This window comes from Paraburkholderia sp. 31.1 (assembly GCF_014397645.1).
Taxonomy (GTDB): Bacteria; Pseudomonadota; Gammaproteobacteria; order Burkholderiales; family Burkholderiaceae; genus Paraburkholderia; species Paraburkholderia tuberum.
Genome location: NZ_VZQN01000005.1, coordinates 1 through 22,214 on the forward strand (window position 1 = coordinate 1; position 22,214 = coordinate 22,214).

The following is a 22,214-nucleotide window of genomic DNA, read 5'->3' on the forward strand; positions in this document are numbered from 1 at the left end:
GCGAGATAATCAACGGCGGCGGGTCGTTAGCAAGCGAGGCCAGGCTTTGCGTGAGGTAACTCACGTGGGGACCTCAACTGTTCCAACCGCCCGGTGCGGACCCGCATGCCGGGTGGTGTGGGAGGGGTCGGGCCGTGAGGCCTGCCCCTATCCCGATTTTGCGCGGCTTGATTTTGATCTCGCTCGCTACTTCAGCGATGTCAGCGGCACTCCCCGCCCTCCAGCGTGTGACCACTTCCGACGTGAATGGCAGGTCTGCTGATCAATGCATGGCGCCGTTAGCCCGCCACGCTGGTCCGCAGAAAACCGCGCCAGATCCAGCGCGGCAGGCAAGGAGTCCGCATGACTGATCCCGTCGTGCCGCTGACCGAGACCGCCTCGCTTAGAACGCGTGCCGCAACCCCACCATGCCGACGAACTGAGACGGACCCGATGACGGCGTCGTGTTCTGCGAGTCGCCGACCACCGCGACCGCGTCGGCGATGGTCACACCGCTGCCCGACGAGATCAGTGACTTGCCGCCTGCATGCTGATAGGCCTCGAGCGCGTACAGCGTGGTGCGCGTCGACAGGTTGTAGGTCTGTTCGAGCGAGATCTGATGATAGTGCGCCGGATCGCTGATGCCGTTCGCCTTGCTTGCCTGGGTGAAGCTATAGCCGCCGCCGACCGTCACGCTCGGCGTGATCCGGTACGTCGCGATCGCACCGTACGTGTTGAACACGGCCTTGTCGAAGAACAGCGAGCCGTGGCCCGGCGCGTACTGCACATTCGAGTAGTTGAGGCCCACCATCAGATCGTGCCACGTATAGCGACCCGCCGCGGCGAACAGCTGCGCGCTGCGCGCGCTGGCGTAACCGTTGTTGACCGGCGAGTTGATCGCGAAGCTGCCGAGCGCCGCGCTCGTCGAAATGTCCTTCAGCTTCACGTAGCCGGCTGCGAGCGACACGGGCTGGAAGTCATAACGCAGCGCCGCGCTGAACAGGCTGCCGTTCGCGACGCTGCCGGGCACGCCGCCGAGACCATATTGCGCGCTTGCCTGCAGGCCGCCGATCGTCGGCGATAGGTAGGTTACCGAATTATTGAAGCGCAGCGTCGTGTCGAGGGCGTCGAGATCGCCGGGGTGCGCGCCGGTCGCGCCGGTCAGCACGCCGGTCGGTCCGAGCGCGCCGACCATCTGGAAGTAGGGTGTGTACTGGCGGCCGAGCGTCACCGTGCCGTAGCGGTCGTTCGCGAGGCCGACATAGGCCTGGCGATTGAACAGGTAGCCCGCGGTGCTTTGCGCGCCAGTCAGCGAATTGAAGCCGCTCTCGAGCCGGAAGATCGCCTTCGTGCCGCCGCCGAGATCTTCCGAGCCGAGGAAGCCGAACTTGCTCGCCTGCAGGTTGCCCTGGCTCATATAGAAATTCGAATGCCCCTTCTGGTTGCTGGCATAGGCGAACGCATTGTCGACGACGCCATACAGCGTGACGCTGCTTTGCGCCGATGCGCTGGTGGACAACGCGGTGCCCGCGAACGGCAGGCAGCAGAGGACGAACGCGCGGGTGCGCGCGCGCTGGTTTATTTTCATGATTGGGATGTCTCCAGACTGATGGGACGGCCTGATCCCTCAGGCCGGTGCGGTGTGTTGTTCAGTGCGGCACCGAAATCGTCAGGCAGCGCCAGCCGTGCGCGGTGTGATCGGTGACGAGCGTGCCGTTAGCGCAGACGACCGCGCGTGTTTCGCGCATCGGCACGAACACGCGCACTTGCGGCTGCACGCGCGGCATCCATTGCGAACGCTCGAGCGTCACCCGCAAAGTGTTTGCGTCGCCCGTCAGCGTGACGCTCCAGCGGCCTTGCTCGCCGTTGCGCCAGGCTTCGGTCTCGCCGTCGTCCTCGATCGAGCCGCCTTGCGCGGTGCCCGCGTCGGCATACGGCACCGCGAGGAATGCGCGTTGGTCGGCGGGGCGGCCAAAATGCTGCTCGGCGATGTTGAGCGGAATCACGCTGCCTTCACGCAGCAGGAACACCGGCCGCTCGAACGGCGCGGGCAACGTGACGGTCTGGCCGCCGTCGAACGTTTCGCCGCTCCAGTACGACACCCAGCGCGAACCGGCCGGTAGATACACGGCGCGCGTGCTCTGGCCCGGATCGACCACTGGCGCGACCAGCATCGACGAGCCGAGCATCATCTCGTCGCCATCGACGAGGCAGCGCGGATCGTGCGGAAACTCCGCGAACAGCGGCCGCAGCACCGGCTCGTACGCGCTATGCGATTGCCACAGCAGCTCGTAGAGATAAGGGATCAGGCGATAGCGCAGCTTGATCAGGTCTGCCACGTGCCGCGTGACTTCGGGATGCATCCACGGCTCGTTGACGGTGCCGTCGTCGTTCCACGAGTGAATCGAAAAGCGCGGCAGGAAGATGCCGAACCCGACCCAGCGCGCGAACAGCTCCGGCTCCGGCGCCGGACCCGAGAAGCCGCCGATGTCGTGACCGCTATTCGACACGCCCGACATCGCGAGCCCGAGACCCATCTTCAGATTGAAGCGCAGCGTTTCCCACGACGTGTAGTTGTCGCCCGACCACGTCTGCACGTAGCGATGCATGCCGACGCCGCCCGAGCGCGACACGAGGAACGGGCGCCTGTCAGGCGCGTGCTCGCGCTGCGCGTCGTGCGACGCGCGCATCATCAGCTGCGTCTGCAGCACCTTCGCCTGGTATGCCGGATAGGGCTTGCCGAAGCCGCGCGCGATCGCATGCGGCGACCAGATCTCGAACTCGTTGTTGTCGTTCCAGGTGGCCGCGATGCCGTATTTGAGCAGTGCGTCCTTCACGCGAGCTTTCCACCAGTCGATCGTCGCGGGATTCGTGAAGTCGAGGTACGCGCCGACTTCGTCCCAGAACTGCACCCATGCGGGATCGCCATCGGGCGCTTCGATCAACAGGCCGGCGTGGGCGACGTCGTCGAACGCTGGGTGGTCTTGCAGCAGACACGGCTTGATGTTCGCGCACAGACGCACGCCGTGATCGAGATAGCTCCGCACGAAGCCGTCGATGTCCGGAAACCTGTCGTGATTCCAGTTGAACACGTAGCGCTTCGGCCCGATCGACGTATAGCCCGACGACAGATGGAACGAATCGCACAGCACGTCGTGTTCGCGGCAACGCTCGATGAATTTGCCCATCTGCTGTTGCGCGTCCGGCGCGTCGGTATAGCTCATCGTCGAGCCCGAGTAGCCGAGGCCCCACTTCGGCATCCACGCGGGACGTCCGGTGAGCCACGTGAAGCGGCGCACCGCGTCGAGCGGCGAGCCGGGCGATGCGATGAAGTAGTAGTCGAGATCGCCATGCTCGGCGATGAAGTGCCGATAGTGGCCGTGATAGTTGTCGAGCTCGCGGCCCATGTCGAAGCGGCAATCGGCGAGCGTGTCGTAGAACAGGCCGAAGCCCGTCGACGTCTGCGGCTGCCACGTCACGTAGAACGGGATGTGCTTGTACAGCGGGTCCGTGGTGCGCGCGCTGTAGCCCATCGCGTCGATGTTGCGCATCTCGTAGCTTTGCCGCGCGCGATCGAGCGAGCCGGCACGCTCGCCGAGGCCCACGTACATTTCGTCGCGGCGCCGCTCGACGTAGTGATAGACGCGCGAGTCCCACCAGCCGAAGTTGTACGCCTGGGTCTTGCGATCGCTCATCACGCGATGCCATGTGCCTTCGTGCAGGATGTCCCAGGCGCAGGCGCCGCCTTCGAGCGCCACGCTCACGCGCACGCGCGCCGTTTCGATCACGATGTGACCGGCTGCTTCGTTCACCGTGAACGGCGGCGGCGTGAAGCCGCTCAGGTCGCGGCGCTCGCGGCCTTCGAGCGGCACGTCGTCCATCCCGGGCGCGATCGCCCATGTGCGCGGGCCGCGCGTTTCGCCGGCCGGCAGCACGAGCACGCGGATGATGTCCTCGGCGAGCACGAACAGCTCGATGCGGCAATTCGGCTGCGCGCTTAGCACGACCGGGTTGGCCGCCGGGTTGCCAGCGTGGGGGACGAGCGCGAAGCGCGGCGGATGTTTGAGATTGATCTGTGAATGCATGATGAGTCTTCGAGGAAGGTCAGGCAGCAGTGTTGACGCTCAGTTCGGCGCGGCGCGCGCGGCCGTGGCGCGGCACACCGCGCATCAGGATGATCAGCAGCGTCGCGCCGATGATGTCGAATGCGCCGAGCGCGCCGAACAGCGGCGTGTAGCCGATCGAATCGGCGAGCGCGCCGACCATCAGGGAGAAGCCGAGGCCGCCGATCCACGCGGCCATGCCCGCGAAGCCGGCGACGGTGCCGACTTCGCCCGGATCGAATACGTCGGCGGCGAGCGTGTTGACGAGCGCCGAGATCATCTGGTGCGCGAAGCCGCCGACGCAGAAGAGGGCGATGGCCTGGTAGGGCGACGCGACGAGACCGATCGATGCCGGCCCGATCATCATCAGCGCGCCGAGCACGACGCCCGAGATGCGCGACCAGATCAGCGGCACGCGAAAATGCTTCATCAGGAATGGCGACAGATAGCCGCCGAACAGACCGCCCAGGTCCGCGGCGAGAAACGGCAGCCACGCGAACATCGCGATCTGCTTCAGATCCATATGACGCTGCGTGGCGAGATACAGCGGAATCCAGAAGCTGAACGTCTGCCACGCGGGCTCGGCGAAAAAGCGCGCTTGCGCGATCGCCCAGAAGCGGCGCGTGCGCAGCACTTCACGCACGCTCGCGCGGCGCGCGGCGGGCGGTGCCTGGCCTTCGACGATCGCGGCGCGCTCGGCATCGCTCACGCGCTTGTGCTCGGCGGGCGAGCGGTACAGCGCGAACCATGCGGCGGCCCACACGAAGCCGAGCGCGCCGGTCACCGCGAACGCGCTCTGCCAGCCGTAGCGCAGCGACAGGAAAACGACGAGCGGCGGTGCGAGCAGCGAGCCGAGCGAGGTGCCCGCATTGAAATAGCCGACCGCGACGGATTTCTCGCGATCGGGAAACCATTCGGCGACGACCTTCATGCCGGCCGGAATCGCGACCGCTTCGGACAGGCCCATGAAGCCGCGCAGCGCCGCGAGCGAAAGCCAGCTGCCCGCGAAACCGTGGAACACGCCGGTCAGCGACCACAGGCACGCGAACAGCGCGAAGCCGAGGCGCAGGCCGATCAGATCGATGATCAGGCCGCAGACGGGCTGCATCACCGTATAGCCGACCTGGAACGCGCCGACCACGTACGAGTACTGCCGCGTGTTCATGTGCAGCAGTTTCATCAGTTCGGGCGCCATCACCCCGAGCGCGTTGCGCGACAGATAGTTGACGATCGTCCCAACGCACACGAGGGCGATGATCCACCAGCGCAATCCCTTGATCGTTTTCAAAATCAGTCTCCGTGGCGCATTGAGCGGTTGCTTCCGACGCAGTGCTCGGGTATGCGCGAATTCGAACATTTATTGGTTTTCAATGGCAGTCATCCTATCACTTGGAATCGACCTGGATATCCGGGAAAACCATAGTTGTTGCCATGTTTTTCCTTGATTTTTCGGGATAATTTGATATTTTTTTGCCTGGTATCGGAGTGGTGATCGGATGACTATGATGAAAAATATCGAACAGATATGTTCTTTCGAACTTTAAAATGTTCGTTTTCCGGATGTCAGCCAGGCCGCGAGCCGGCGCCCGCGCGGAGGGGGCTTTTTCACCGCCGTCTGGCGTGTGTAACCAGACATTACGCCGCCGCCGGCGAGGCGATTTTCAGCATCAGTTATTACAAAGTTGAAATACGCGTGTTGCTGCCTTTGCGTTATATTTCCGCCAACAAAACATGTTCCTACAAAGGTGATCAATGAAGTCCGCTCGTCTTGTTCCGCTTGTGTTCGGCGTGTTGACGTTGGCTGCATCGGGTGCCGCGATGGCCGCGGGGCTCAACGTTGGGGTCAATATCGGCATTCCCGCGCCGGTCTACGTCGCACCGGCGCCGGTCTACGCACCGCCGCCGCCTCCGCCGCCGCCCGTCGTCTATCAGCCGGCTCCCGTGTACTACGGCGGTCCGCAAATCGTGATCGGCTGGCATGGCGACCGTTACTGGGACGGCCATCGCTACTGGGCGCGCAACGACTGGTATCGCCACCATCCGCCGGGCCGCGGCGACTATGCGCGGGGTCACTACGACCAACATCGCGGCTGGCACTGAGTCGCCACTGCGTCAGCGCTGAAGCGCGCCAACCGGCCGCAGCGATGACAGAACCGCCCTTGGAGGGCGGTTTTGTTTTTTGTGCTGAAACATCCGTCGCTGACGCATTTCGTCGCAGTCGCCCGCCAGATCGCGCAAGCTAATTGGGTAGAATCCCCCACATCGCCACTGCCCATTTACCAGCACGACTCCATGACAACTGGCTCGCGACGGGTTCAAACGCCTGAGGGACTTCGACACAGCGTGATCCACGGACCCTTGCGCGCCGCGCTCGCCGTCGCGTTGCTGTGCGCGAGTCTGCTCGTCGCGCCGCACGCGCATGCCGCGCATGCGATCGCGCAATACGGCGAGCCCAAATATCCGGCCGGCTTCAAGCACTTCGACTACGTCAATCCCGATGCGCCGAAAGGCGGCACGCTCGTGCTCGCGAACCCGAGCCGTCTAACGAGCTTCGACAAGTTCAATCCGTTCACTCTGCGTGGCAATGCGGCGCCCGGCCTCGAATTGATGTTCGAGAGCCTGACGATCGGCAGCAGCGACGAAGTCGCGTCCGCCTACGGGCTGCTCGCCGACGACATCGTCGTCGCGCCCGACGGCCTGTCGGTCACGTTTCACATCAATCCGCGCGCGCGCTTTTCGAACGGCGACCCTGTGACCGCCGACGACGTCAAGTTCTCTCTCGACACGCTGAAGAGCCCGCAGGCCGCGCCGCAGTTCGCATCGCTTTTCAGCGAGATCAAGCGTGCGGTCGTCGTCGATCCGGCCACGGTGCGCTTCGAGTTTCGCGAGCGCGATCGCGAGTTGCCGCTGCTCGCGGGCAGCATGCCGGTGTTCTCGCGCAAGTGGGGGATGAAGCCCGACGGCAGCCGTGTTCCGTTCGACCAGCTCGCATTCGAAAAGCCAGTCGGCAGCGGGCCGTATCTGATCGACAGCTACGACAACGGCCGCACGATCACGTTCAAACGCGACCCGCACTATTGGGGCGCCGATCTGCCGGTGCGCGTCGGCATGAACAACTTCGATCGCATCGTCTACAAGCTGTATGCCGATAGCACCGCGCGGCTCGAGGCGTTCAAGGCTGGCGAGTACGACGCGCTGGTCGAATACATCGCGCGCAACTGGGTGCGGCGCGACGTCGGCAAGAAGTTCGACCGTGGCGAGTTGATCAAGCGCGAGTTTGCGCAGCACAACGGCACCGGCATGCAGGGCTTTTTCCTGAACACGCGCCGGCCGCTGTTCCAGGATGTGCGGGTGCGCAAGGCGCTCGATCTCGCGCTCGACTTTCAGTGGCTGAACCGCCAGCTGTTTTTCAACCAGTACACGCGCATCGACAGCTATTTCGCCAACACCGAATGGCAGGCGAAGGGGCTGCCTTCGCCTGGCGAGCTCGCGCTGCTGGAGCCGTTTCGCGCCCAACTCGACCCGGCGGTATTCGGGCCGCCGCCGAAGCAGCCCGATACCGATCCGCCCGGCTCGCTGCGCGCGAATCTGCTGCAGGCGCGCGATCTGCTGCAGCAGGCCGGCTGGACCTATCGTGACGGCGCGCTGCGCAACGCGAAGGGCGAGCCGTTCCAGTTCGAGATACTCGACGACTCGGGTTCGGCCTCGTCGATGGAGCCGATCATCGCGACCTTCACGCGCAATCTGCAAAAGCTCGGCATTACCGCGAACTTCCGCACCACCGACTTCGCGGTCTATCAGAAGCGGCTCGACGCATTCGACTTCGACGTGACGACGATTCGCATGCCCGACGTGCAGGTGCCGGGCTCCGAGCAGATCACCCGCTTCGGCAGCAAGGCCGCCGATACCCCCGGCTCGGACAACGCGATCGGCCTGAAGTCGCCGGCCGTCGACGCGGTGTTGAACGCGCTCGTGCATGCGCAAACGCGCGAGCAGCTGACCGATGCCGCGCACGCGCTCGACCGTCTGCTGATGCATGGCTACTATGTGGTGCCGCACTGGTACAGCGGCACGCATCGCGTCGCGTTCAAGCGCGGGCTCGCGTGGCCGAAGACTTTGCCGCTGTACTATGGCGCGGAGGGCTGGATCACGACGATGTGGTGGTACGAGGACCCGCGGGCGCGCACGCCCACGGGCAGCGCCGACTGATCCGCAGAGCCATCGCCCCCACCAACGCGTTCGCACTGGAACACCGCCTATGTGGAGCTACATCCTCAAACGCCTGCTGCTGATGATCCCGACGCTGCTCGGCGTGCTGACGCTGACCTTCGTCGTGATCCAGTTCGTGCCGGGCGGCCCCGTCGAGCAGATGCAGCACGAACTGCGCAAGGGCGCGGAGGGCGCCTCGCCGTTCGGGCTGCGCTCGCATAGCGGCGTCGATGCGCAACAGATCGCGCAACTGAAGCAGTTGTACGGCTTCGACAAACCGCCGCTCGAACGCTACGTGCTGATGCTCAAGCGTTTCGCGACCTTCGATCTCGGCCAGAGCTATTTCCGTCATCAGAGCGTGTTGTCGCTGATCGTGTCGAAGCTGCCGGTGTCGATCAGCATCGGCCTGTGGACGTTCTTTCTCACCTATCTGATATCGGTGCCGCTCGGCATCGCGAAGGCGGTGCGCAACGGCTCGCACTTCGATATCGCGACGAGCCTCGTCGTGCTGGTCGGCTACGCGATTCCGGGCTTCGTGCTCGGCGTGCTGCTGCTCGTGCTGTTCGGCGGCGGCACGTTCCTGCAGCTGTTTCCGCTGCGCAACCTCACTTCCGACAACTGGGACCAGTTGAGCCTCGTCGGCAAGATCCTCGACTATCTATGGCATATCACGCTGCCGATCACGGCGTCGGTGGTGGGCAGCTTCGCGGTCGTCACGATGCTGACGAAGAACGCGTTCCTCGACGAAATCCGCAAGCAGTACGTGCTGACCGCGCGTGCCAAAGGTTTGTCCGAGCGGCGCGTGTTGTGGAAGCACGTGTTTCGCAATGCGCTGCTGCCGCTGATCGTCAATTTCCCGGGCGCGTTCATCGGCGCGTTCTTCACCGGCAGCCTGCTGATCGAAACGCTGTTCTCGCTCGACGGGCTCGGGTTGCTGTCGTATGAATCGGTGATGCGGCGGGACTATCCGGTCGTGCTCGGCACGTTGTATCTGTTCACGCTGATCGGCCTCGTCACGCGGCTGATCTCCGACCTTTGCTATGTGTGGGTCGATCCCCGCATCCAATTCGAACAACTGGAGCGCTGATGAATCGAGCCCGCCTTTCCGCCGACGCGGCGGCGCGCACCGAACCCGCGCGGGCACTGATGTCGCCGTCGCCGGCGCGTCGCGTGTGGCAGCGTTTTCGCCAGCAGCGTCTCGGCTACTGGAGCCTGATCATCTTCGTCGTCGCGTTCGCGGCGAGCCTCGTGGGGCCGCTGTGGTCGAACGACAAGCCGGTCGTCGTGCGCTACAACGGCCATCTGTATTTCCCGCTCGTCAAGACCTACGCCGAGACCACCTTCGGTGGCGACTTCCCCACGCCGGCCGATTATCTCGATCCGTACATCCGTCACCGCTTCGATGCGCCGGGCAACTTCGCGCTGTATCCGCCGAATCATTACTACTACGACACGCTCAATTACTTTTCGAAGACGCCCAACCCGGCGCCACCGTCGCGCGAGAACTGGCTCGGCACCGACGACCGCGGCCGCGATCTGTTCGCGCGTCTGCTGTACGGCTTCGGCGTGTCGGTCGTGTTCGGCCTCGTGCTGACCGTGATCAGCACGATCGTCGGCATCGCCGCGGGGGCGGTGCAAGGTTACTTCGGAGGGCGAACGGACATCGTCGGGCAGCGTCTGATCGAGATCTGGAACGCGATGCCGCAGCTCTATCTGCTGATCATCTTTTCATCGATCTTCGAGCGCAGCTTCGCTCTTTTGATCGTGCTGCTGTCGCTGTTCAACTGGATCGGCCTGTCCGACTACGTGCGCGCCGAGTTCCTGCGCAATCGCCAGCAGGACTACGTGCGCGCCGCGCGCGCGATGGGCCTGTCGCATTGGCAGATCATGTGGCGTCACGTGTTGCCGAACAGTCTGACGTCGGTCATCACGTTCCTGCCGTTCAGCATGAGCAGCGCGATTCTCGCGCTGACGAGTCTCGACTTCCTCGGCCTCGGCGTGCCGCCGCCGACGCCGAGCCTGGGCGAACTGCTCGCTCAGGGCAAGGCGAATCTCGACGCGTGGTGGATCTCGGTGTCGACCTTCGGCGTGCTGGTGGCGATGCTGCTGCTATTGACCTTCATGGGCGACGCGCTGCGCAACGCGCTCGACACGCGTATCTCCGATGCGATACACGCCGGAGGTGGTCAATGAGCGCGCTGCCGCAAATCGATCCGCAATCGACGGACATGCCGCTGCTCGAACTCGACCATCTGCGTGTCGCGTTCGGCGACACGGTGGCCGTCGACGACGTCACGCTCGCGATCGCGCGCGGTGAACGCGTCGCGCTCGTCGGCGAGTCGGGCTCGGGCAAGAGCGTGACCGCGCTGTCGGTGCTGCGCCTGCTGAACGATGCGCAGGTGAGCGGGGCGATCCGCTTCGATGGCAAAGATCTGCTCGCGAAGAGCGAGCGTGCGATGCGTGGCCTGCGCGGCTCGGACATCGCGATGATCTTCCAGGAACCGATGACCGCGCTCAATCCGCTGTATACGATCGGCGACCAGATTGCGGAAACGATCGTCGTGCATGACGGCGTCAGCGCGGCCGAAGCGTGCAGGCGGGCGGTCGCGCTGCTCGCGCGCACCGGCATCACCGAGCCGGAGAGGCGCATCAACAGCTACCCGCATCAGCTGTCGGGCGGGCAGCGGCAGCGCGCGATGATCGCGACGGCGCTCGCCTGCCGGCCGCGCCTGTTGCTCGCCGACGAGCCGACCACCGCGCTCGACGTGACGATTCGCGCGCAAATCGTCGAGCTCCTGCTGGAACTGCAGCGCGACGAAGCAAAAAAGCGCGGCATGGCCGTGCTGCTGATCACGCACGACCTGAACCTCGTGCGTCACTTCGCGCAGCGCGTCGCGGTGATGGAGCGAGGCGTGCTGGTCGAAACCGGCACGGTCGAGCAGGTGTTCGAGGCGCCGCGCCATCCGTACACCCAGCGGCTGCTCGCGAGCCGGCCGCAGCGCGAGGTCGTGCCGGTGCTGCCGATCTCGCCGGTGCTGCTCGAAGCGCGCGATGTGGCGGTCGACTTCAGAACGAAACTGACCGGCCTGCGTGGCTGGTTCGGCGCGGGGCGGTTTCGCGCGGTCGACGCGGCGAACGTGTCGGTGCGCCAGGGCGAGACGCTCGGGATCGTCGGTGAATCGGGATCGGGCAAGTCGACGCTCGCGATGGCACTGCTCGGTCTGCAGCGCACCGCACATGGCGAGATCCAGTTTCAGGGCAGGGCGCTCGCGAGCTATCGCGGCGCTGAAAAGACCGCGCTGCGCTCGAATATGCAGGTCGTCTTTCAAGACCCTTTTAGTTCGCTTTCGCCGCGGCAGACGATCGAGCGGATCGTCGGTGAGGGGCTCGCGCTGCATCGGCCGCAGATGACTCCGCAGGCGCGGCGCGACAAGGTCGTCGCGGTGCTGCGCGAAGTCGGCATCGACCGGACCGCGCTGTATCGCTATCCGCATGAATTTTCGGGCGGGCAGCGGCAGCGCATCGCGATCGCGCGCGCGCTGGTACTGGAGCCGCGCGTGCTGATCCTCGACGAACCGACCAGCGCGCTCGACGTATCGATCCAGCAGCAGGTGCTCAAGCTGCTCACCGGTTTGCAGCACAAATACAACCTCGGCTTCGTATTCATCAGTCACGACCTGGAAGTGATCGGGGCGATGGCGCACCGAGTCGTGGTGATGCAAAACGGATCGATCGTCGAGACCGGCGAAGTTGAGAAAATTTTTGCTGCACCCGCGCATCCTTACACGCGAAAGCTGCTGAAAGCGGCGCTTGATCGTTGATTTTTCACCCTTTCCCCAATTGAGTGCGTCTGTCGATTGATTTTTCCTATTCCTTTTGACAGGCAAATACTTACTGGCTAGTATCGAGCAAACTTTTTTTCTAGACCCCTGATTTTTTGGCAAAAACTACCGACCAATGCAGCACAGAAACTTCACCCAGGCTTGCACGCGCGTCGTCGCCGGGATGTTCATTGGCGTCTTGATGGCAGCAGCTCCCGGCGCGTTCGCCGACGAAGTAAGCGGTTTTAATCAGAATGCCTCATATCCGCCCACCAACGGCTCGGATCCTCTCTCCCTTCTCACTCCCCAGACCAAGGCCGCAGGCAGCGAAAGCGGCAGCGCCAAATCGTTCCTTTCGGGCATGGCCGGCAAAGCGGGCGACGTGGTGGTCGGCGCGTTGAACATGATCGGCGTTCGCTACCGTTGGGGCGGCAATACGCCTGATTCGGGGCTCGATTGCAGCGGTTTCGTGCGCTACGTGTTCCAGGACACGCTCGGTCTCGCGCTGCCGCGCCGTGCCGAGGAAATGAGCCGCCTGGGCGAGAAGGTGCGGGTAAGCGACCTGAAGCCGGGCGATCTGGTGTTCTTCAATACGATGCGCCGCACGTTCTCGCACGTCGGCATCTATATCGGCGACAACAAGTTCGTGCACTCGCCGTCCACCGGCAGCACGATCCGCGTCGACGACATGGATGACGGCTACTGGGAAAAGCGCTTTACGGGTGCGCGTCGGATCGAGACCTCGTATCAGGCCGACGATCTGCGCAAGCGCGTGACCGCGACGATCGGCGGGAATAACTGATTCGGCGCCAGGCCTGGCGATAAAAAAGCCTGCTTCGTTCGAAGCAGGCTTTTTGCGTTTGATGCGCGCGTTTTTGCCATGGCGCCGCACAGCGACTGTGCGTCGCCGGGCTTTCAGGCTCCCATGCGCCGCGCGGCGAGCTTGCGCTGCAACTCCGGCATCATCTTCGCGACCGCTTCCTCGCCGGCGAGGATCGCGGCGTTGCGCTGTGAGAAATCGCTGCCGCTCATCGCCGCGAGATTCGGCCGGATCACCACTTCGGCGTACTTGTCGAGCTCGTAGGCCTTGATCGTCTGGCCCATGATCGTGAAGGTCTGCATCAACACGTCGAACGAGCTTGCCGTGACGCCGTTTTCCGGTCGCTGGGAGATATCGACGGCGATCACGAAATCCGCGCCCATCTTGCGCGCGAACGACGCCGGTACCGGACTCACGAGACCCCCATCCACGTACTCGTGACCGCCGATCTTCACCGGCTCGAAAATCGACGGTACGCTGCACGACGCGCGCACCGCGATGCCGGTGTTGCCACGCTGGAACAGGATCGGCTGGCCGGTTTGCAGATCGGTCGCGACCACGCCGAGCGGCCTCGCCATCTTCTCGATCGGGCGGTTGTTCAGCGTCGTGTTCAGGTAGTTCTGCAGCGCGACGCCCTGCAGGAAGCCGCGCGTACGAAACGGCATCGCCCAGTCGCTGATCGACGCTTCGTCCATCGACAGCGCGAGCTTGTTCAGCGCGAAGCCGTTCATGCCCGACGCGTACAGCGCGCCGACCACGGAGCCGGCGCTCGTGCCGGCGATCAGGTCGATCTGGATATTGCGCGCCTCGAGAGCCTTGATGACGCCGATGTGCGCAAAGCCGCGCGCGGCGCCGCCGCCGAGAGCGAGCGCGACGCGAACCGGCTTCTGTTGCGCTTTTTCAGGCGGCGGGGGAACGGCGGGCGTCGCGGTGATCGGCGCGCCATCGAGTTTGCCGGCGGTCGTGGTGCAGGCGGCAAGCACCGCGGATGCGGCCGCCAGCGAAAAGCTGCGGCGGCTCAAGTTCGGGGATGAGGGTTTCAACGAGTTCTCCAGCAACGGCGCGCGCGACGCGAGCGGCGTCGCGCGTACCGCGATCAGGCTGAGGTCAGACCGGGCGGATCGCCGACGGCGATCGCGCGCGCTTGCAGCGGTGTTCGCTCCGGATCGGATCGATGTGCGGTAAGCCCGCATCGCAGCGCGCGCACATCTTAATGCAAACGATCGGCTCGCGCGGTCCGCTGTAATGAAACGTTGCAGAGGAAGTATTCGGAACTGACGCGGCGCGTTTTCAAGATGAGTTGGGCGAGCGCCGGGAAGGTGCGTACGCAGATGTCCGGACGCCGTTCGCCCATGCGCCATAGGCCGTTCGGACGAGGGCGGCAACCCGCGTGCGGAAGGTATAATTCGGCTCTTGCACTTATTCCCTCGTGGCCGTGCGCGACGTCGCGCGCAGCATGGGCACGCTTCGCTGCCGCGCTTCGCAGTCATGTTCGCCTGAGCGCCGGCGCCTGTTTTCCGAGTAACCGCTAATGACCACCTCCGTTCGTACCCGTTTCGCACCGAGTCCCACCGGCTTCATCCACCTGGGCAACATCCGCTCCGCGCTGTATCCGTGGGCGTTCGCGCGCAAGATGAAAGGGACCTTCGTGCTGCGGGTCGAGGACACCGACCTCGAGCGCTCCACGACCGAATCCGTCGACGCGATTCTCGAAGGCATGGCGTGGCTCGGCCTCGATTTCGACGAAGGCCCGTTCTACCAGATGCAGCGCATGGACCGCTACCGCGAAGTGCTGAAGCAGATGCAGGAGGCGGGGCTCGTCTATCCGTGCTACATGTCGACCGAAGAGCTCGACGCGCTGCGCGAGCGCCAGCGCGAAGCAGGCGAAAAGCCGCGCTACGACGGCACGTGGCGCCCGGAGCCGGGCAAGGTGCTGCCGGAGCCGCCCGTGGGCGTGAAGCCGGTGCTAAGGTTTCGCAATCCGCTGACCGGCGTGGTCGCGTGGGACGACGCGGTGAAAGGCCGCATCGAAATCTCGAACGAAGAACTCGACGACCTCGTGATCGCGCGTCCGGACGGCACGCCGACGTATAACTTCTGCGTCGTCGTCGACGATCTCGACATGCGCATCACTCACGTGATTCGTGGCGACGACCACGTCAACAACACGCCGCGCCAGATCAACATACTGCGCGCGCTCGGTGGCGAGCCGCCGGTGTATGCACACCTGCCGACCGTGCTGAACGAGCAGGGCGAGAAGATGAGCAAGCGCCACGGCGCAATGAGCGTGACGGGTTATCGCGATGCGGGGTATCTGCCGGAAGCGGTCGTCAACTATCTGGCGCGCCTCGGCTGGTCGCATGGTGACGCGGAGATTTTCACGCGCGAGCAGTTCGTCGAGTGGTTCGATCTCGAGCACCTCGGCAAGTCGCCGGCGCAGTACGACCATGACAAGCTGAACTGGCTCAACGCGCACTACATCAAGGAAGCCGACAACGCACGCCTCGCCGAACTGGCGAAACCGTTCTTCGCGGAGTTCGGCATCGACGAAGCCACACTCGCCCAAGGTCCGGATCTGACGGGCGTGGTGGGCCTGATGAAGGATCGGGCGTCGACCGTGAAGGAGATCGCGCAGAACGCCGCGATGTTCTATCGCACCCCGGCACCCGACGCTGAGTCGCTTGCACAGCACGTCACCGACGCGGTTCGTCCGGCGCTCGCTGATCTGGCCGCTGCATTGAAGACGGTCGAATGGACCAAGGAGGCGATCGCCGCCGCGCTGAAAGCGACGCTCGGCACGCACAAGCTGAAGATGCCGCAGCTCGCGATGCCGGTGCGTCTGCTGGTGGCGGGTACGACGCATACACCGTCGATCGATAGCGTGCTGATGCTGTTCGGTCGCGACGTCGTCGTTAGCCGCATCGAAAAAGCGCTTGGCTAATCCGTTGGCGGCGTGCGTCAGAGGTTTCGCATGCCGCCCGAAAAATCCGCATGTAATCGCTCAAAGGGTATTTACAAAGCGCAGATCGCCCTCTAAAATCTCGTTTCTCTGATGTGCGCGGGGGTATAGCTCAGCTGGGAGAGCGCTTGCATGGCATGCAAGAGGTCAGCGGTTCGATCCCGCTTACCTCCACCAACAGAGCAGAGAGGTGAAAGTGGTTAAGAAGTCTGATGGTTGTAGAAAAAAGACTTCACAAATCGCTGAAATGTAGTTAAAGTAGCGGTCTTCGCTGTTGACCAGAAAATAGCTTGGCGAATTAACTGAAAAGTTAGCGCGGGTTGATCAAGTCAAAAGCGAATTGAGACGGATCTGAAAAGATTTTGTCCCCTTCGTCTAGAGGCCTAGGACATCACCCTTTCACGGTGAGTACAGGGGTTCGAATCCCCTAGGGGACGCCAAACATCAGCGTCGCTTTAGTATTCGAGTAGTAGTAAAGCAGCGCAGCTTGCAGAGAATTAACCGACGCTCGCAAGCAGGGTGTAAAGACTGGAGTGGTAGTTCAGTTGGTTAGAATACCGGCCTGTCACGCCGGGGGTCGCGGGTTCGAGTCCCGTCCACTCCGCCAGACAAAGCCCGTTCACACATACTTGAACGGGCTTTTTCATTAAAGGTGTAAGCAGTACGTTGTCCCCTTCGTCTAGAGGCCTAGGACATCACCCTTTCACGGTGAGTACAGGGGTTCGAATCCCCTAGGGGACGCCAGAACATCGGCGTCGTTCGGTTGGAAGTTTGAACGGTGCAGCAAGCTGAGAGTATGGCTCGCAGGCTGCGATGCAAAATCTGGAGCGGTAGTTCAGTTGGTTAGAATACCGGCCTGTCACGCCGGGGGTCGCGGGTTCGAGTCCCGTCCGCTCCGCCAGATTTGAGAAAGCCCTCTTCGCAAGAAGTGGGCTTTTTTTATTGTGCGCCCAGCATGGGCGCACTCCTGCGAGTGCAAGTCCCGCCATGAGCTGGTCACAGCGAATGAAGTGAAGCGCAACTGCATGACGGCGGCCGAATGTGGGAAGGAAGCGTGGAGCGTAAGTCGCGAGCCGATAAACAAGAACCGCATAGAAGGCGTTGCCAAGCAGGGCGGGCGGGTAATAGACCGCGAAGCTCTCGTGACCAGGGCGAAGCGGCGTAAATGGCGGCGGCTGTGCCATGAAGGAGTGCGCTCTTACCTACGGCTTCCGGCCCGGACGGCGTGCGCACGACGCGGCGATTTATGAACAGTTGCAGAGGGGACGTACCGGCCCGCTCCGGTATGTCGGGTGACGATCCCCAAACCGGTCGGAGGTCAACCACGACATCCTGATTGACCGTCTACAGAAAACGAATTGTGGAGACCAGCGTGATCCGGCTGATCCGCCGTTGCTGGCCAACGTGTTGCTCGACGTGGTAGACAAGGAACTGGAACGGCGCGGCCACTGCTTCGTGCGCTGTGCCGACGATGCGAACGTGTCTATCCGCAGCCGTCGTGCTGGTGAGCGGCTGATGGCGCCTGCTCATAGGACCGTAACCGCTCCGTTTCTACAACCGTTGCCGGCCGCCTCCCGGAAGGCTCGGGACAAACAGCCATTGCCAGCGCGCGCGGCCTGTTTTACCGTTTATCCGACTCATCCTCGCGGTCCTGCCATGTTCGATCCCACCGAAGCTCCGTCACCGTTTCATCTGCGCACGGCCAGCATGGACGATTTCGAGTTTGCCGAGGCGCTGACCCGCAACAACATGGGCGGCTACTATCGCCGGCATCATCTGGTGTGGCGCAGCGATCTGTTTCTCGGCAGTTGGCGCGAATCGGAGAATTTCATTCTCGAAGTGGATGGCGTGCCGATGGGCGTGCTGCGTATCACCGAGGAGGGTGATTCGCTGCATATCCGCGACGTGCAGATCGCCGAAGGATATCGTCGGCTTGGCGCCGGTACGTTCCTGCTCGACATCTCGCATCAATGGGCGCGCGAGCGCGGGCTGCGCGAGTTGCAGTTGCGCGTGTTCGTCGACAATCCGGCGGCGCGGCTCTATCTGCGCAAGGGCTATAAGCTCACCGGGCCGCGGCTCGCGCAGCTAGGCGCAATCCGTCATCTGGCGCGGCGGGTTTGAGGCGTGCCCCGCATCGATGGCCGACGCGCAGCGCTAGTTGTCGCCATTCACCGCTCGGCGACGTCCGTCGAACCGGCTTGATCCTGTGCCGTTTCATCATCCGCTTGCGCGTCATCATGCTCGCCGTTGCTCGCGCGATGCTCGGCGCCTCGTTCGATAAACGCGCGTGGACTCGCGCCGAACGCACGCCGGAACATCGCGGAGAAGGCGCTCTGGCTCTGATAGCCCAGTTCCTGCGCGACGTGCGACAGCGGCCGTCCCTGGCTCAACAATGGAATGGCGCGCGCGAGAATCGCCTGCTGACGCCACTGCGAAAAACTCACACCCAGCTCCTGGCGGAACAGCCGCGCGATCGTGCGCGTGCTCGCGCCCACCGTCGTTGCCCACTGCTCGAGCGACTCGCCATGCATCGGGTCGGCGATCACGGCCTCGCACAGCGCGCGCAGGCGCTTTTCGCTGGGCATCGGCACGGACAGCGGCAACGGCTCGGAGCGCGTCAGTTCATCGAGCGCGAGCGCGCCGAGCAACTGCTCGCGCGCGGCGGACAGGCCAGGCGTATCGAGCGCGGCAATCACCTCGCGCAACAGGTTCGATACTTCGACGACGCGCGGCGTATCGAGCCCGGCCGGCACCGTACTCTCGGTGATGTACAGCGTGCGCAGGAACGCATCCTCGACGGCGACCACTTCGTGCGTCACATGCGGCGGCAACCAGATTGCGCGCGATGGCGGCACCATCCATGTCGTGCCCGTCGTTGCGACCCGCAGCACGCCGCGCGACGCATACGCGACCTGCGCCCAGGCATGCGTATGACGCGCGATATGCCAGCCCGCCGGCATTGGCCGCGAGCGCACGCGGATCGGATGCATCTCGTTCGGCGCGAACTCGGGCGGTATGTCGGCGAAACGCACGCGGCTCAACAAGTCGGAGTCGGAGGACGAGGTCATGGCAAGGTCGGTTCGGATCACGGAGCTGGCAACGGCGAAGCGCGGTCGAGGCCATTCACCGCCGCGGGCATCAAGCATTGTAGGCCGTGCCCAGTTTCTGTTGCCGACGGGCCGCCGTTGCATAATGTCCCGATGGCCCCCCGAGCCACCGACATCACCTCTGACCATGGAGACTCAACGACGATGCAGACCGTCTTTGTCTACGGCACGCTGCGTGCCGGTGAAACCAACGACATCAGCGAAGCCGCCGCGCGCAACGACATCCCCGCACCGAGCCTGCTCGGCAGTACCACCGTGCGCGGCCATCTGTTCGATTTTGGAGACTATCCGGGTCTCGTCGTCGACGAAGCGGGCATCGACGTGCTCGGCGACGTCTATGAAATCGACGATGCGCTCGTCGCGGTGCTCGACGAAATCGAAGCCGTGTATCCGGGCGTCGAGTCCCGTTTTCTGGCACGTGAGGTGATGGTCAAAGTGGACGGCAACGTCGTGAATTGCCGCTTCTATCCGGTCGCGCCGAGCGCCGTAAAAGGGCTGCCCGAGATCCGTTCAGGCGATTGGGTCGAACATCGGCGCACGCGCTGAGCTGGTCCACGAAGGCGAGCAAAAAAAACGGCGCGCCACGTATGTCCGCGGCGTGCCGTCGTTCAAGCCGACGCGATCACCTGGCTCGAGCAGGCCCAAGGCGCTCGAGCCCGCATCATCAACACCATCAAATCTCTTCGTAAAGCGGCAGCGTCAGAAAATCGGTGAACTGCTCCGCGGTCGACATCTGCTCGAAGATCTGCGCGGCACGCTCATACGGCTTCGTATCTCCGCCCACCGTCTGTTTGACCTTGTCGAGCTCCTGCGCCGCGAGCTCGCGCACCAGTTCGACCGTCACCTTGCGACCGTCGTCGAGTTTGCCCTTCGGCGAGCGGATCCACTGCCAGACCTGCGAGCGCGAAATCTCGGCGGTGGCCGCATCTTCCATCAGGTTGTGAATCGGCACACAGCCATTGCCCGCGAGCCACGAACCGAGGTAGTGAATGCCGACGTTGATGTTGTTGCGCAAGCCCGCTTCGGTGATCGGCGCTTCCGGGCGGAAGTCGAGCAGGTCGGTCGCGCTCACGAGCACGTCGACGCGCTGCTTGCCGATCTGGTTCGGCCGATCGCCGAGCACCTTGACGAACTCTTCCATCGCGACCGGCACGAGGCCCGGGTGCGCGACCCAGCCGCCGTCGTAGCCGTCGCCCGCGTCGCGCGCCTTGTCTGAACGCACGCCGGACATCGCCTTGTCGTTCGCGGCCGCATCGTTCCTGATCGGAATCAGCGCGCTCATGCCGCCGATCGCCGGCGCGTTGCGGCGATGGCAGGTCTTCAGCAGCAGCAGCGCGTACGCGCGCATGAACGGCGAGGTCATCGTGATCTGCGAGCGATCGGCGAGGCAGAAGTCGCGGTCGCTCTTGAACTTCTTGATCGCCGAGAAGATGTAGTCCCAGCGGCCCGCGTTCAGGCCCGAGCTATGTTCACGCAGCTCGTACAGGATCTCGTCCATTTCGAACGCGGCGACGATCGTCTCGATCAGCACCGTCGCGCGAATCGTGCCGCGCGGCACGCCGACCGCTTCCTGCGCGGCGACGAAGAGGTCGTTCCACAGCCGCGCTTCGAGATGGCTCTCCATCTTCGGCAGATAGAAGTACGGACCCGAGCCGCGCGCGATCAACTCATTCGCGTTGTGCACCATGTACAGCGCGAAATCGAAGATGCCACCCGACACGCGCTGGCCGTCGACCTTCACGTGCTTCTCGTCGAGATGCCAGCCGCGCGGACGTACGATCAGCGTCGCGGTCCTGTCGTTGAGCCGGTACGACTTGCCGTTCTGTTCGAGCGAGATCGTGCGGCGCACCGCGTCCTTCAGATTGATATGACCGGTGATCTGATTGTCCCAACTCGGCGCGTTCGAATCCTCGAAGTCGGTCATGTAGGAGTCGGCGCCCGAATTGAGCGCGTTGATGATCATCTTGCGCTCGACGGGGCCGGTGATCTCGACGCGCCGGCACTGCAGATCCTGCGGCAGCGGCGCGATCTTCCAGTCGCCTTCGCGCACGCTCTTCGTGGCGGCGAGGAAGTCGGGCCGCTCGCCCGCGTCGAGCCGCTTCGCGCGCTCGACGCGCGCCTGCAGCAACTGCTGACGGCGCGGCTCGAACGTACGGTGCAAGGCCGCGACGAGTTCCAGCGCTTCGCGGGTGAGGATCGCTTCAAAGCCGGGCTTGATGTCGCCGGTGATTTCCATGCCTTGCGGCAACGACAGCGAATTAGCCATGTTTTTTCCTTGGTCGGTCAGATTGCAAAAATGCGAAGGTTGAAAAGGGGGGAGTGGATTGCCGAATGCGAGGGGCGCCGTCATACGCGCGGGCCGGCGCGTTTGCGACTGCCACTGCCAGGAACTTTCGTTCGACGGCCGCCGCTCGAACGTGACGACGTCGCGAGTGTGCGCAGAAAGTCCAGCAGATCGTTCATGCCGCTACCGGTGCCATGCGGCGTCACGCCGAGCTCTTCGACGGGCAGGTTCTGCCGGTTCAGCCAGAACGTCGTGAAGCCGAACCATGTCGCGCCCGCGACGTCCCAGCCGTTCGACGACACGAACACGATCTCGCGCGCGGCCACGCCGAACGCGTCGGGGCCGAGGGCATACGCGGCAGGCGAGGGTTTGTACGCGCGCACGGCGTCGACCGACAGCACGTGATCGAAGAGGGTGTTCATGCCGGCGCTCTTGACCGCGATATCGAGCATTTGCGGATTGCCGTTTGACAGAATCGCGAGCCCCACGCGTGGCGCGGCGGCGGCCTCGCGCAACGCGCGCAGCACGGGGACCGCGTCGGGAAATGCGGACAGGCACGCGTATTCGTCCATCAGCCGCTTTTCGGCCGCGCGGCCGAGCGTGAGCTGCAGTCTTTTCGCGGCGAAGCGCAGTGCGTCGAGCGTGATGTCCCAGAACGGGCGGTAGTGTTCGCCGGGGGCGTCGCTGCGCGCGGCGAGCGTGCGCAATTGCGTGTATTCGATCTGCTTCTGGCGCCACAGCTGCGACAGCGCGTCGCCGTGGCCGGGGAACAGTTGCTCCGCGGCGGCGATCACCGAATGCACGTCGAACAACGTGCCGTAGGCGTCGAAAATCACTGCTCGCGGGGAAGGTGTCGTTGTGGCCGACATTGCCATGCGCTCCTGTCAGAGGTCGGGATCGATTGTATTGCTGACCTTAGGTGCTAAAAAATA

17 protein-coding genes and 5 tRNA genes are annotated in these 22,214 nt (G+C 63.8%); 14 read left to right on the forward strand and 8 right to left on the reverse strand.

What is annotated here, in order from left to right:
* Nucleotides 1–382: 382 nt before the first annotated feature.
* From F6X37_RS04310 to F6X37_RS04320, 3 genes are all read right to left on the reverse strand, one after another.
* A complete protein-coding gene (locus tag F6X37_RS04310) occupies nucleotides 383–1,567 on the reverse strand; it encodes a porin (protein ID WP_090800656.1) in 1,185 nt (394 codons plus the stop codon).
* A 61-nt stretch (nucleotides 1,568–1,628) separates the two neighbouring features.
* Nucleotides 1,629–4,064, reverse strand: a complete 2,436-nt coding sequence (locus F6X37_RS04315) for a glycoside hydrolase family 31 protein (RefSeq protein WP_187610446.1) — start codon at nucleotides 4,062–4,064, stop codon at nucleotides 1,629–1,631.
* 19 nt (nucleotides 4,065–4,083) lie between these two features.
* A complete protein-coding gene (locus F6X37_RS04320; RefSeq protein ID WP_187610447.1) occupies nucleotides 4,084–5,370 on the reverse strand; it encodes an MFS transporter in 1,287 nt (428 codons plus the stop codon).
* 464 nt (nucleotides 5,371–5,834) lie between these two features.
* On the opposite strand from F6X37_RS04320, the gene F6X37_RS04325 reads away from it, so the two are divergent.
* From F6X37_RS04325 to F6X37_RS04350, 6 genes are all read left to right on the forward strand, one after another.
* The gene (locus tag F6X37_RS04325) at nucleotides 5,835–6,182 is read left to right on the forward strand and encodes a hypothetical protein (protein ID WP_184056973.1); all 348 of its coding nucleotides are present in this window, start codon (nucleotides 5,835–5,837) and stop codon (nucleotides 6,180–6,182) included.
* Nucleotides 6,183–6,374: 192 nt separating this feature from the next.
* A complete protein-coding gene (locus F6X37_RS04330) occupies nucleotides 6,375–8,291 on the forward strand; it encodes an extracellular solute-binding protein (RefSeq protein WP_090800652.1) in 1,917 nt (638 codons plus the stop codon).
* Nucleotides 8,292–8,340: 49 nt separating this feature from the next.
* On the forward strand, nucleotides 8,341–9,378 hold the full coding sequence (locus F6X37_RS04335) for a microcin C ABC transporter permease YejB (RefSeq protein ID WP_090800650.1): 1,038 nt from the start codon (nucleotides 8,341–8,343) through the stop codon (nucleotides 9,376–9,378).
* Complete coding sequence (locus F6X37_RS04340) at nucleotides 9,378–10,484, forward strand: ABC transporter permease (RefSeq protein ID WP_187610448.1); 1,107 nt, start codon at nucleotides 9,378–9,380, stop codon at nucleotides 10,482–10,484. Before F6X37_RS04335 ends, F6X37_RS04340 begins: the two co-directional genes overlap by 1 nt.
* Nucleotides 10,481–12,112, forward strand: a complete 1,632-nt coding sequence (locus F6X37_RS04345; RefSeq protein WP_187610449.1) for an ABC transporter ATP-binding protein — start codon at nucleotides 10,481–10,483, stop codon at nucleotides 12,110–12,112. The genes F6X37_RS04340 and F6X37_RS04345 overlap by 4 nt, the downstream gene beginning before the upstream one ends.
* 136 nt (nucleotides 12,113–12,248) lie before the next feature.
* A complete protein-coding gene (locus F6X37_RS04350; RefSeq protein ID WP_090800645.1) occupies nucleotides 12,249–12,914 on the forward strand; it encodes a C40 family peptidase in 666 nt (221 codons plus the stop codon).
* A 113-nt stretch (nucleotides 12,915–13,027) separates the two neighbouring features.
* On the opposite strand, the gene F6X37_RS04355 is transcribed toward F6X37_RS04350, so the two are convergent.
* Complete coding sequence (locus F6X37_RS04355) at nucleotides 13,028–13,975, reverse strand: patatin-like phospholipase family protein (protein ID WP_187610450.1); 948 nt, start codon at nucleotides 13,973–13,975, stop codon at nucleotides 13,028–13,030.
* 488 nt (nucleotides 13,976–14,463) lie between these two features.
* Between F6X37_RS04355 and gltX the strand changes: the two genes are divergently transcribed.
* The 6 genes from gltX (at nucleotide 14,464) to F6X37_RS04385 (ending at nucleotide 16,792) form a co-directional block, all read left to right on the forward strand.
* Nucleotides 14,464–15,873: a glutamate--tRNA ligase gene (gene gltX / locus F6X37_RS04360; protein ID WP_187610451.1), complete on the forward strand. Its 1,410-nt coding sequence runs from the start codon at nucleotides 14,464–14,466 to the stop codon at nucleotides 15,871–15,873.
* Between the two features lie 119 nt (nucleotides 15,874–15,992).
* Nucleotides 15,993–16,068, forward strand: a tRNA-Ala gene (locus tag F6X37_RS04365).
* Nucleotides 16,069–16,255: 187 nt separating this feature from the next.
* Nucleotides 16,256–16,331: transfer RNA gene (locus F6X37_RS04370), tRNA-Glu, on the forward strand.
* Between the two features lie 90 nt (nucleotides 16,332–16,421).
* Nucleotides 16,422–16,498 (forward strand) — tRNA-Asp (locus F6X37_RS04375).
* Nucleotides 16,499–16,559: 61 nt separating this feature from the next.
* Nucleotides 16,560–16,635 (forward strand) — tRNA-Glu (locus F6X37_RS04380).
* Between the two features lie 80 nt (nucleotides 16,636–16,715).
* Nucleotides 16,716–16,792, forward strand: a tRNA-Asp gene (locus F6X37_RS04385).
* A 443-nt stretch (nucleotides 16,793–17,235) separates the two neighbouring features.
* Here the strand turns inward: F6X37_RS04385 and F6X37_RS37880 are convergent.
* The gene (locus F6X37_RS37880; protein WP_187610452.1) at nucleotides 17,236–17,421 is read right to left on the reverse strand and encodes a hypothetical protein; all 186 of its coding nucleotides are present in this window, start codon (nucleotides 17,419–17,421) and stop codon (nucleotides 17,236–17,238) included.
* A 126-nt stretch (nucleotides 17,422–17,547) separates the two neighbouring features.
* Here F6X37_RS37880 and F6X37_RS04395 point away from each other — a divergent pair, with 126 nt between their 5' ends.
* Nucleotides 17,548–18,012 carry a GNAT family N-acetyltransferase gene (locus tag F6X37_RS04395; RefSeq protein ID WP_184056962.1) on the forward strand — a complete coding sequence of 155 codons (465 nt, stop codon included), beginning with the start codon at nucleotides 17,548–17,550 and terminating at the stop codon, nucleotides 18,010–18,012.
* 47 nt (nucleotides 18,013–18,059) lie between these two features.
* Here F6X37_RS04395 and F6X37_RS04400 read toward each other — a convergent pair whose 3' ends face one another.
* Entirely contained in the window at nucleotides 18,060–18,959 is a 900-nt protein-coding gene (locus tag F6X37_RS04400; protein WP_187610453.1) for an AraC family transcriptional regulator, read from the reverse strand.
* Nucleotides 18,960–19,142: 183 nt separating this feature from the next.
* On the opposite strand from F6X37_RS04400, the gene F6X37_RS04405 reads away from it, so the two are divergent.
* On the forward strand, nucleotides 19,143–19,544 hold the full coding sequence (locus F6X37_RS04405; RefSeq protein ID WP_187610454.1) for a gamma-glutamylcyclotransferase: 402 nt from the start codon (nucleotides 19,143–19,145) through the stop codon (nucleotides 19,542–19,544).
* Between the two features lie 127 nt (nucleotides 19,545–19,671).
* Here F6X37_RS04405 and aceB read toward each other — a convergent pair whose 3' ends face one another.
* Together aceB and F6X37_RS04415 are read right to left on the reverse strand one after the other, a co-directional pair.
* On the reverse strand, nucleotides 19,672–21,264 hold the full coding sequence (aceB, locus tag F6X37_RS04410) for a malate synthase A (protein ID WP_187610455.1): 1,593 nt from the start codon (nucleotides 21,262–21,264) through the stop codon (nucleotides 19,672–19,674).
* Between the two features lie 80 nt (nucleotides 21,265–21,344).
* Nucleotides 21,345–22,151, reverse strand: coding sequence for a haloacid dehalogenase type II (locus tag F6X37_RS04415; protein WP_184056955.1), 807 nt, complete (start codon nucleotides 22,149–22,151; stop codon nucleotides 21,345–21,347).
* Nucleotides 22,152–22,214: the final 63 nt, after the last annotated feature.

Coding starts and splice junctions, on each gene's coding strand:
- aceB (WP_187610455.1), bottom strand. CDS start 21,264: ATGGCTAATTCGCTGTCGTTGCCGCAAGGCATGGAAATCACCGGCGAC.
- F6X37_RS04330 (WP_090800652.1), top strand. CDS start 6,375: ATGACAACTGGCTCGCGACGGGTTCAAACGCCTGAGGGACTTCGACAC.
- F6X37_RS04415 (WP_184056955.1), bottom strand. CDS start 22,151: ATGTCGGCCACAACGACACCTTCCCCGCGAGCAGTGATTTTCGACGCC.
- F6X37_RS04310 (WP_090800656.1), bottom strand. CDS start 1,567: ATGAAAATAAACCAGCGCGCGCGCACCCGCGCGTTCGTCCTCTGCTGC.
- F6X37_RS04350 (WP_090800645.1), top strand. CDS start 12,249: ATGCAGCACAGAAACTTCACCCAGGCTTGCACGCGCGTCGTCGCCGGG.
- F6X37_RS04395 (WP_184056962.1), top strand. CDS start 17,548: ATGTTCGATCCCACCGAAGCTCCGTCACCGTTTCATCTGCGCACGGCC.
- F6X37_RS04335 (WP_090800650.1), top strand. CDS start 8,341: ATGTGGAGCTACATCCTCAAACGCCTGCTGCTGATGATCCCGACGCTG.
- F6X37_RS04315 (WP_187610446.1), bottom strand. CDS start 4,064: ATGCATTCACAGATCAATCTCAAACATCCGCCGCGCTTCGCGCTCGTC.
- F6X37_RS04345 (WP_187610449.1), top strand. CDS start 10,481: ATGAGCGCGCTGCCGCAAATCGATCCGCAATCGACGGACATGCCGCTG.
- F6X37_RS04405 (WP_187610454.1), top strand. CDS start 19,143: ATGCAGACCGTCTTTGTCTACGGCACGCTGCGTGCCGGTGAAACCAAC.
- F6X37_RS04400 (WP_187610453.1), bottom strand. CDS start 18,959: ATGACCTCGTCCTCCGACTCCGACTTGTTGAGCCGCGTGCGTTTCGCC.
- F6X37_RS37880 (WP_187610452.1), bottom strand. CDS start 17,421: ATGAGCAGGCGCCATCAGCCGCTCACCAGCACGACGGCTGCGGATAGA.
- F6X37_RS04340 (WP_187610448.1), top strand. CDS start 9,378: ATGAATCGAGCCCGCCTTTCCGCCGACGCGGCGGCGCGCACCGAACCC.
- gltX (WP_187610451.1), top strand. CDS start 14,464: ATGACCACCTCCGTTCGTACCCGTTTCGCACCGAGTCCCACCGGCTTC.
- F6X37_RS04325 (WP_184056973.1), top strand. CDS start 5,835: ATGAAGTCCGCTCGTCTTGTTCCGCTTGTGTTCGGCGTGTTGACGTTG.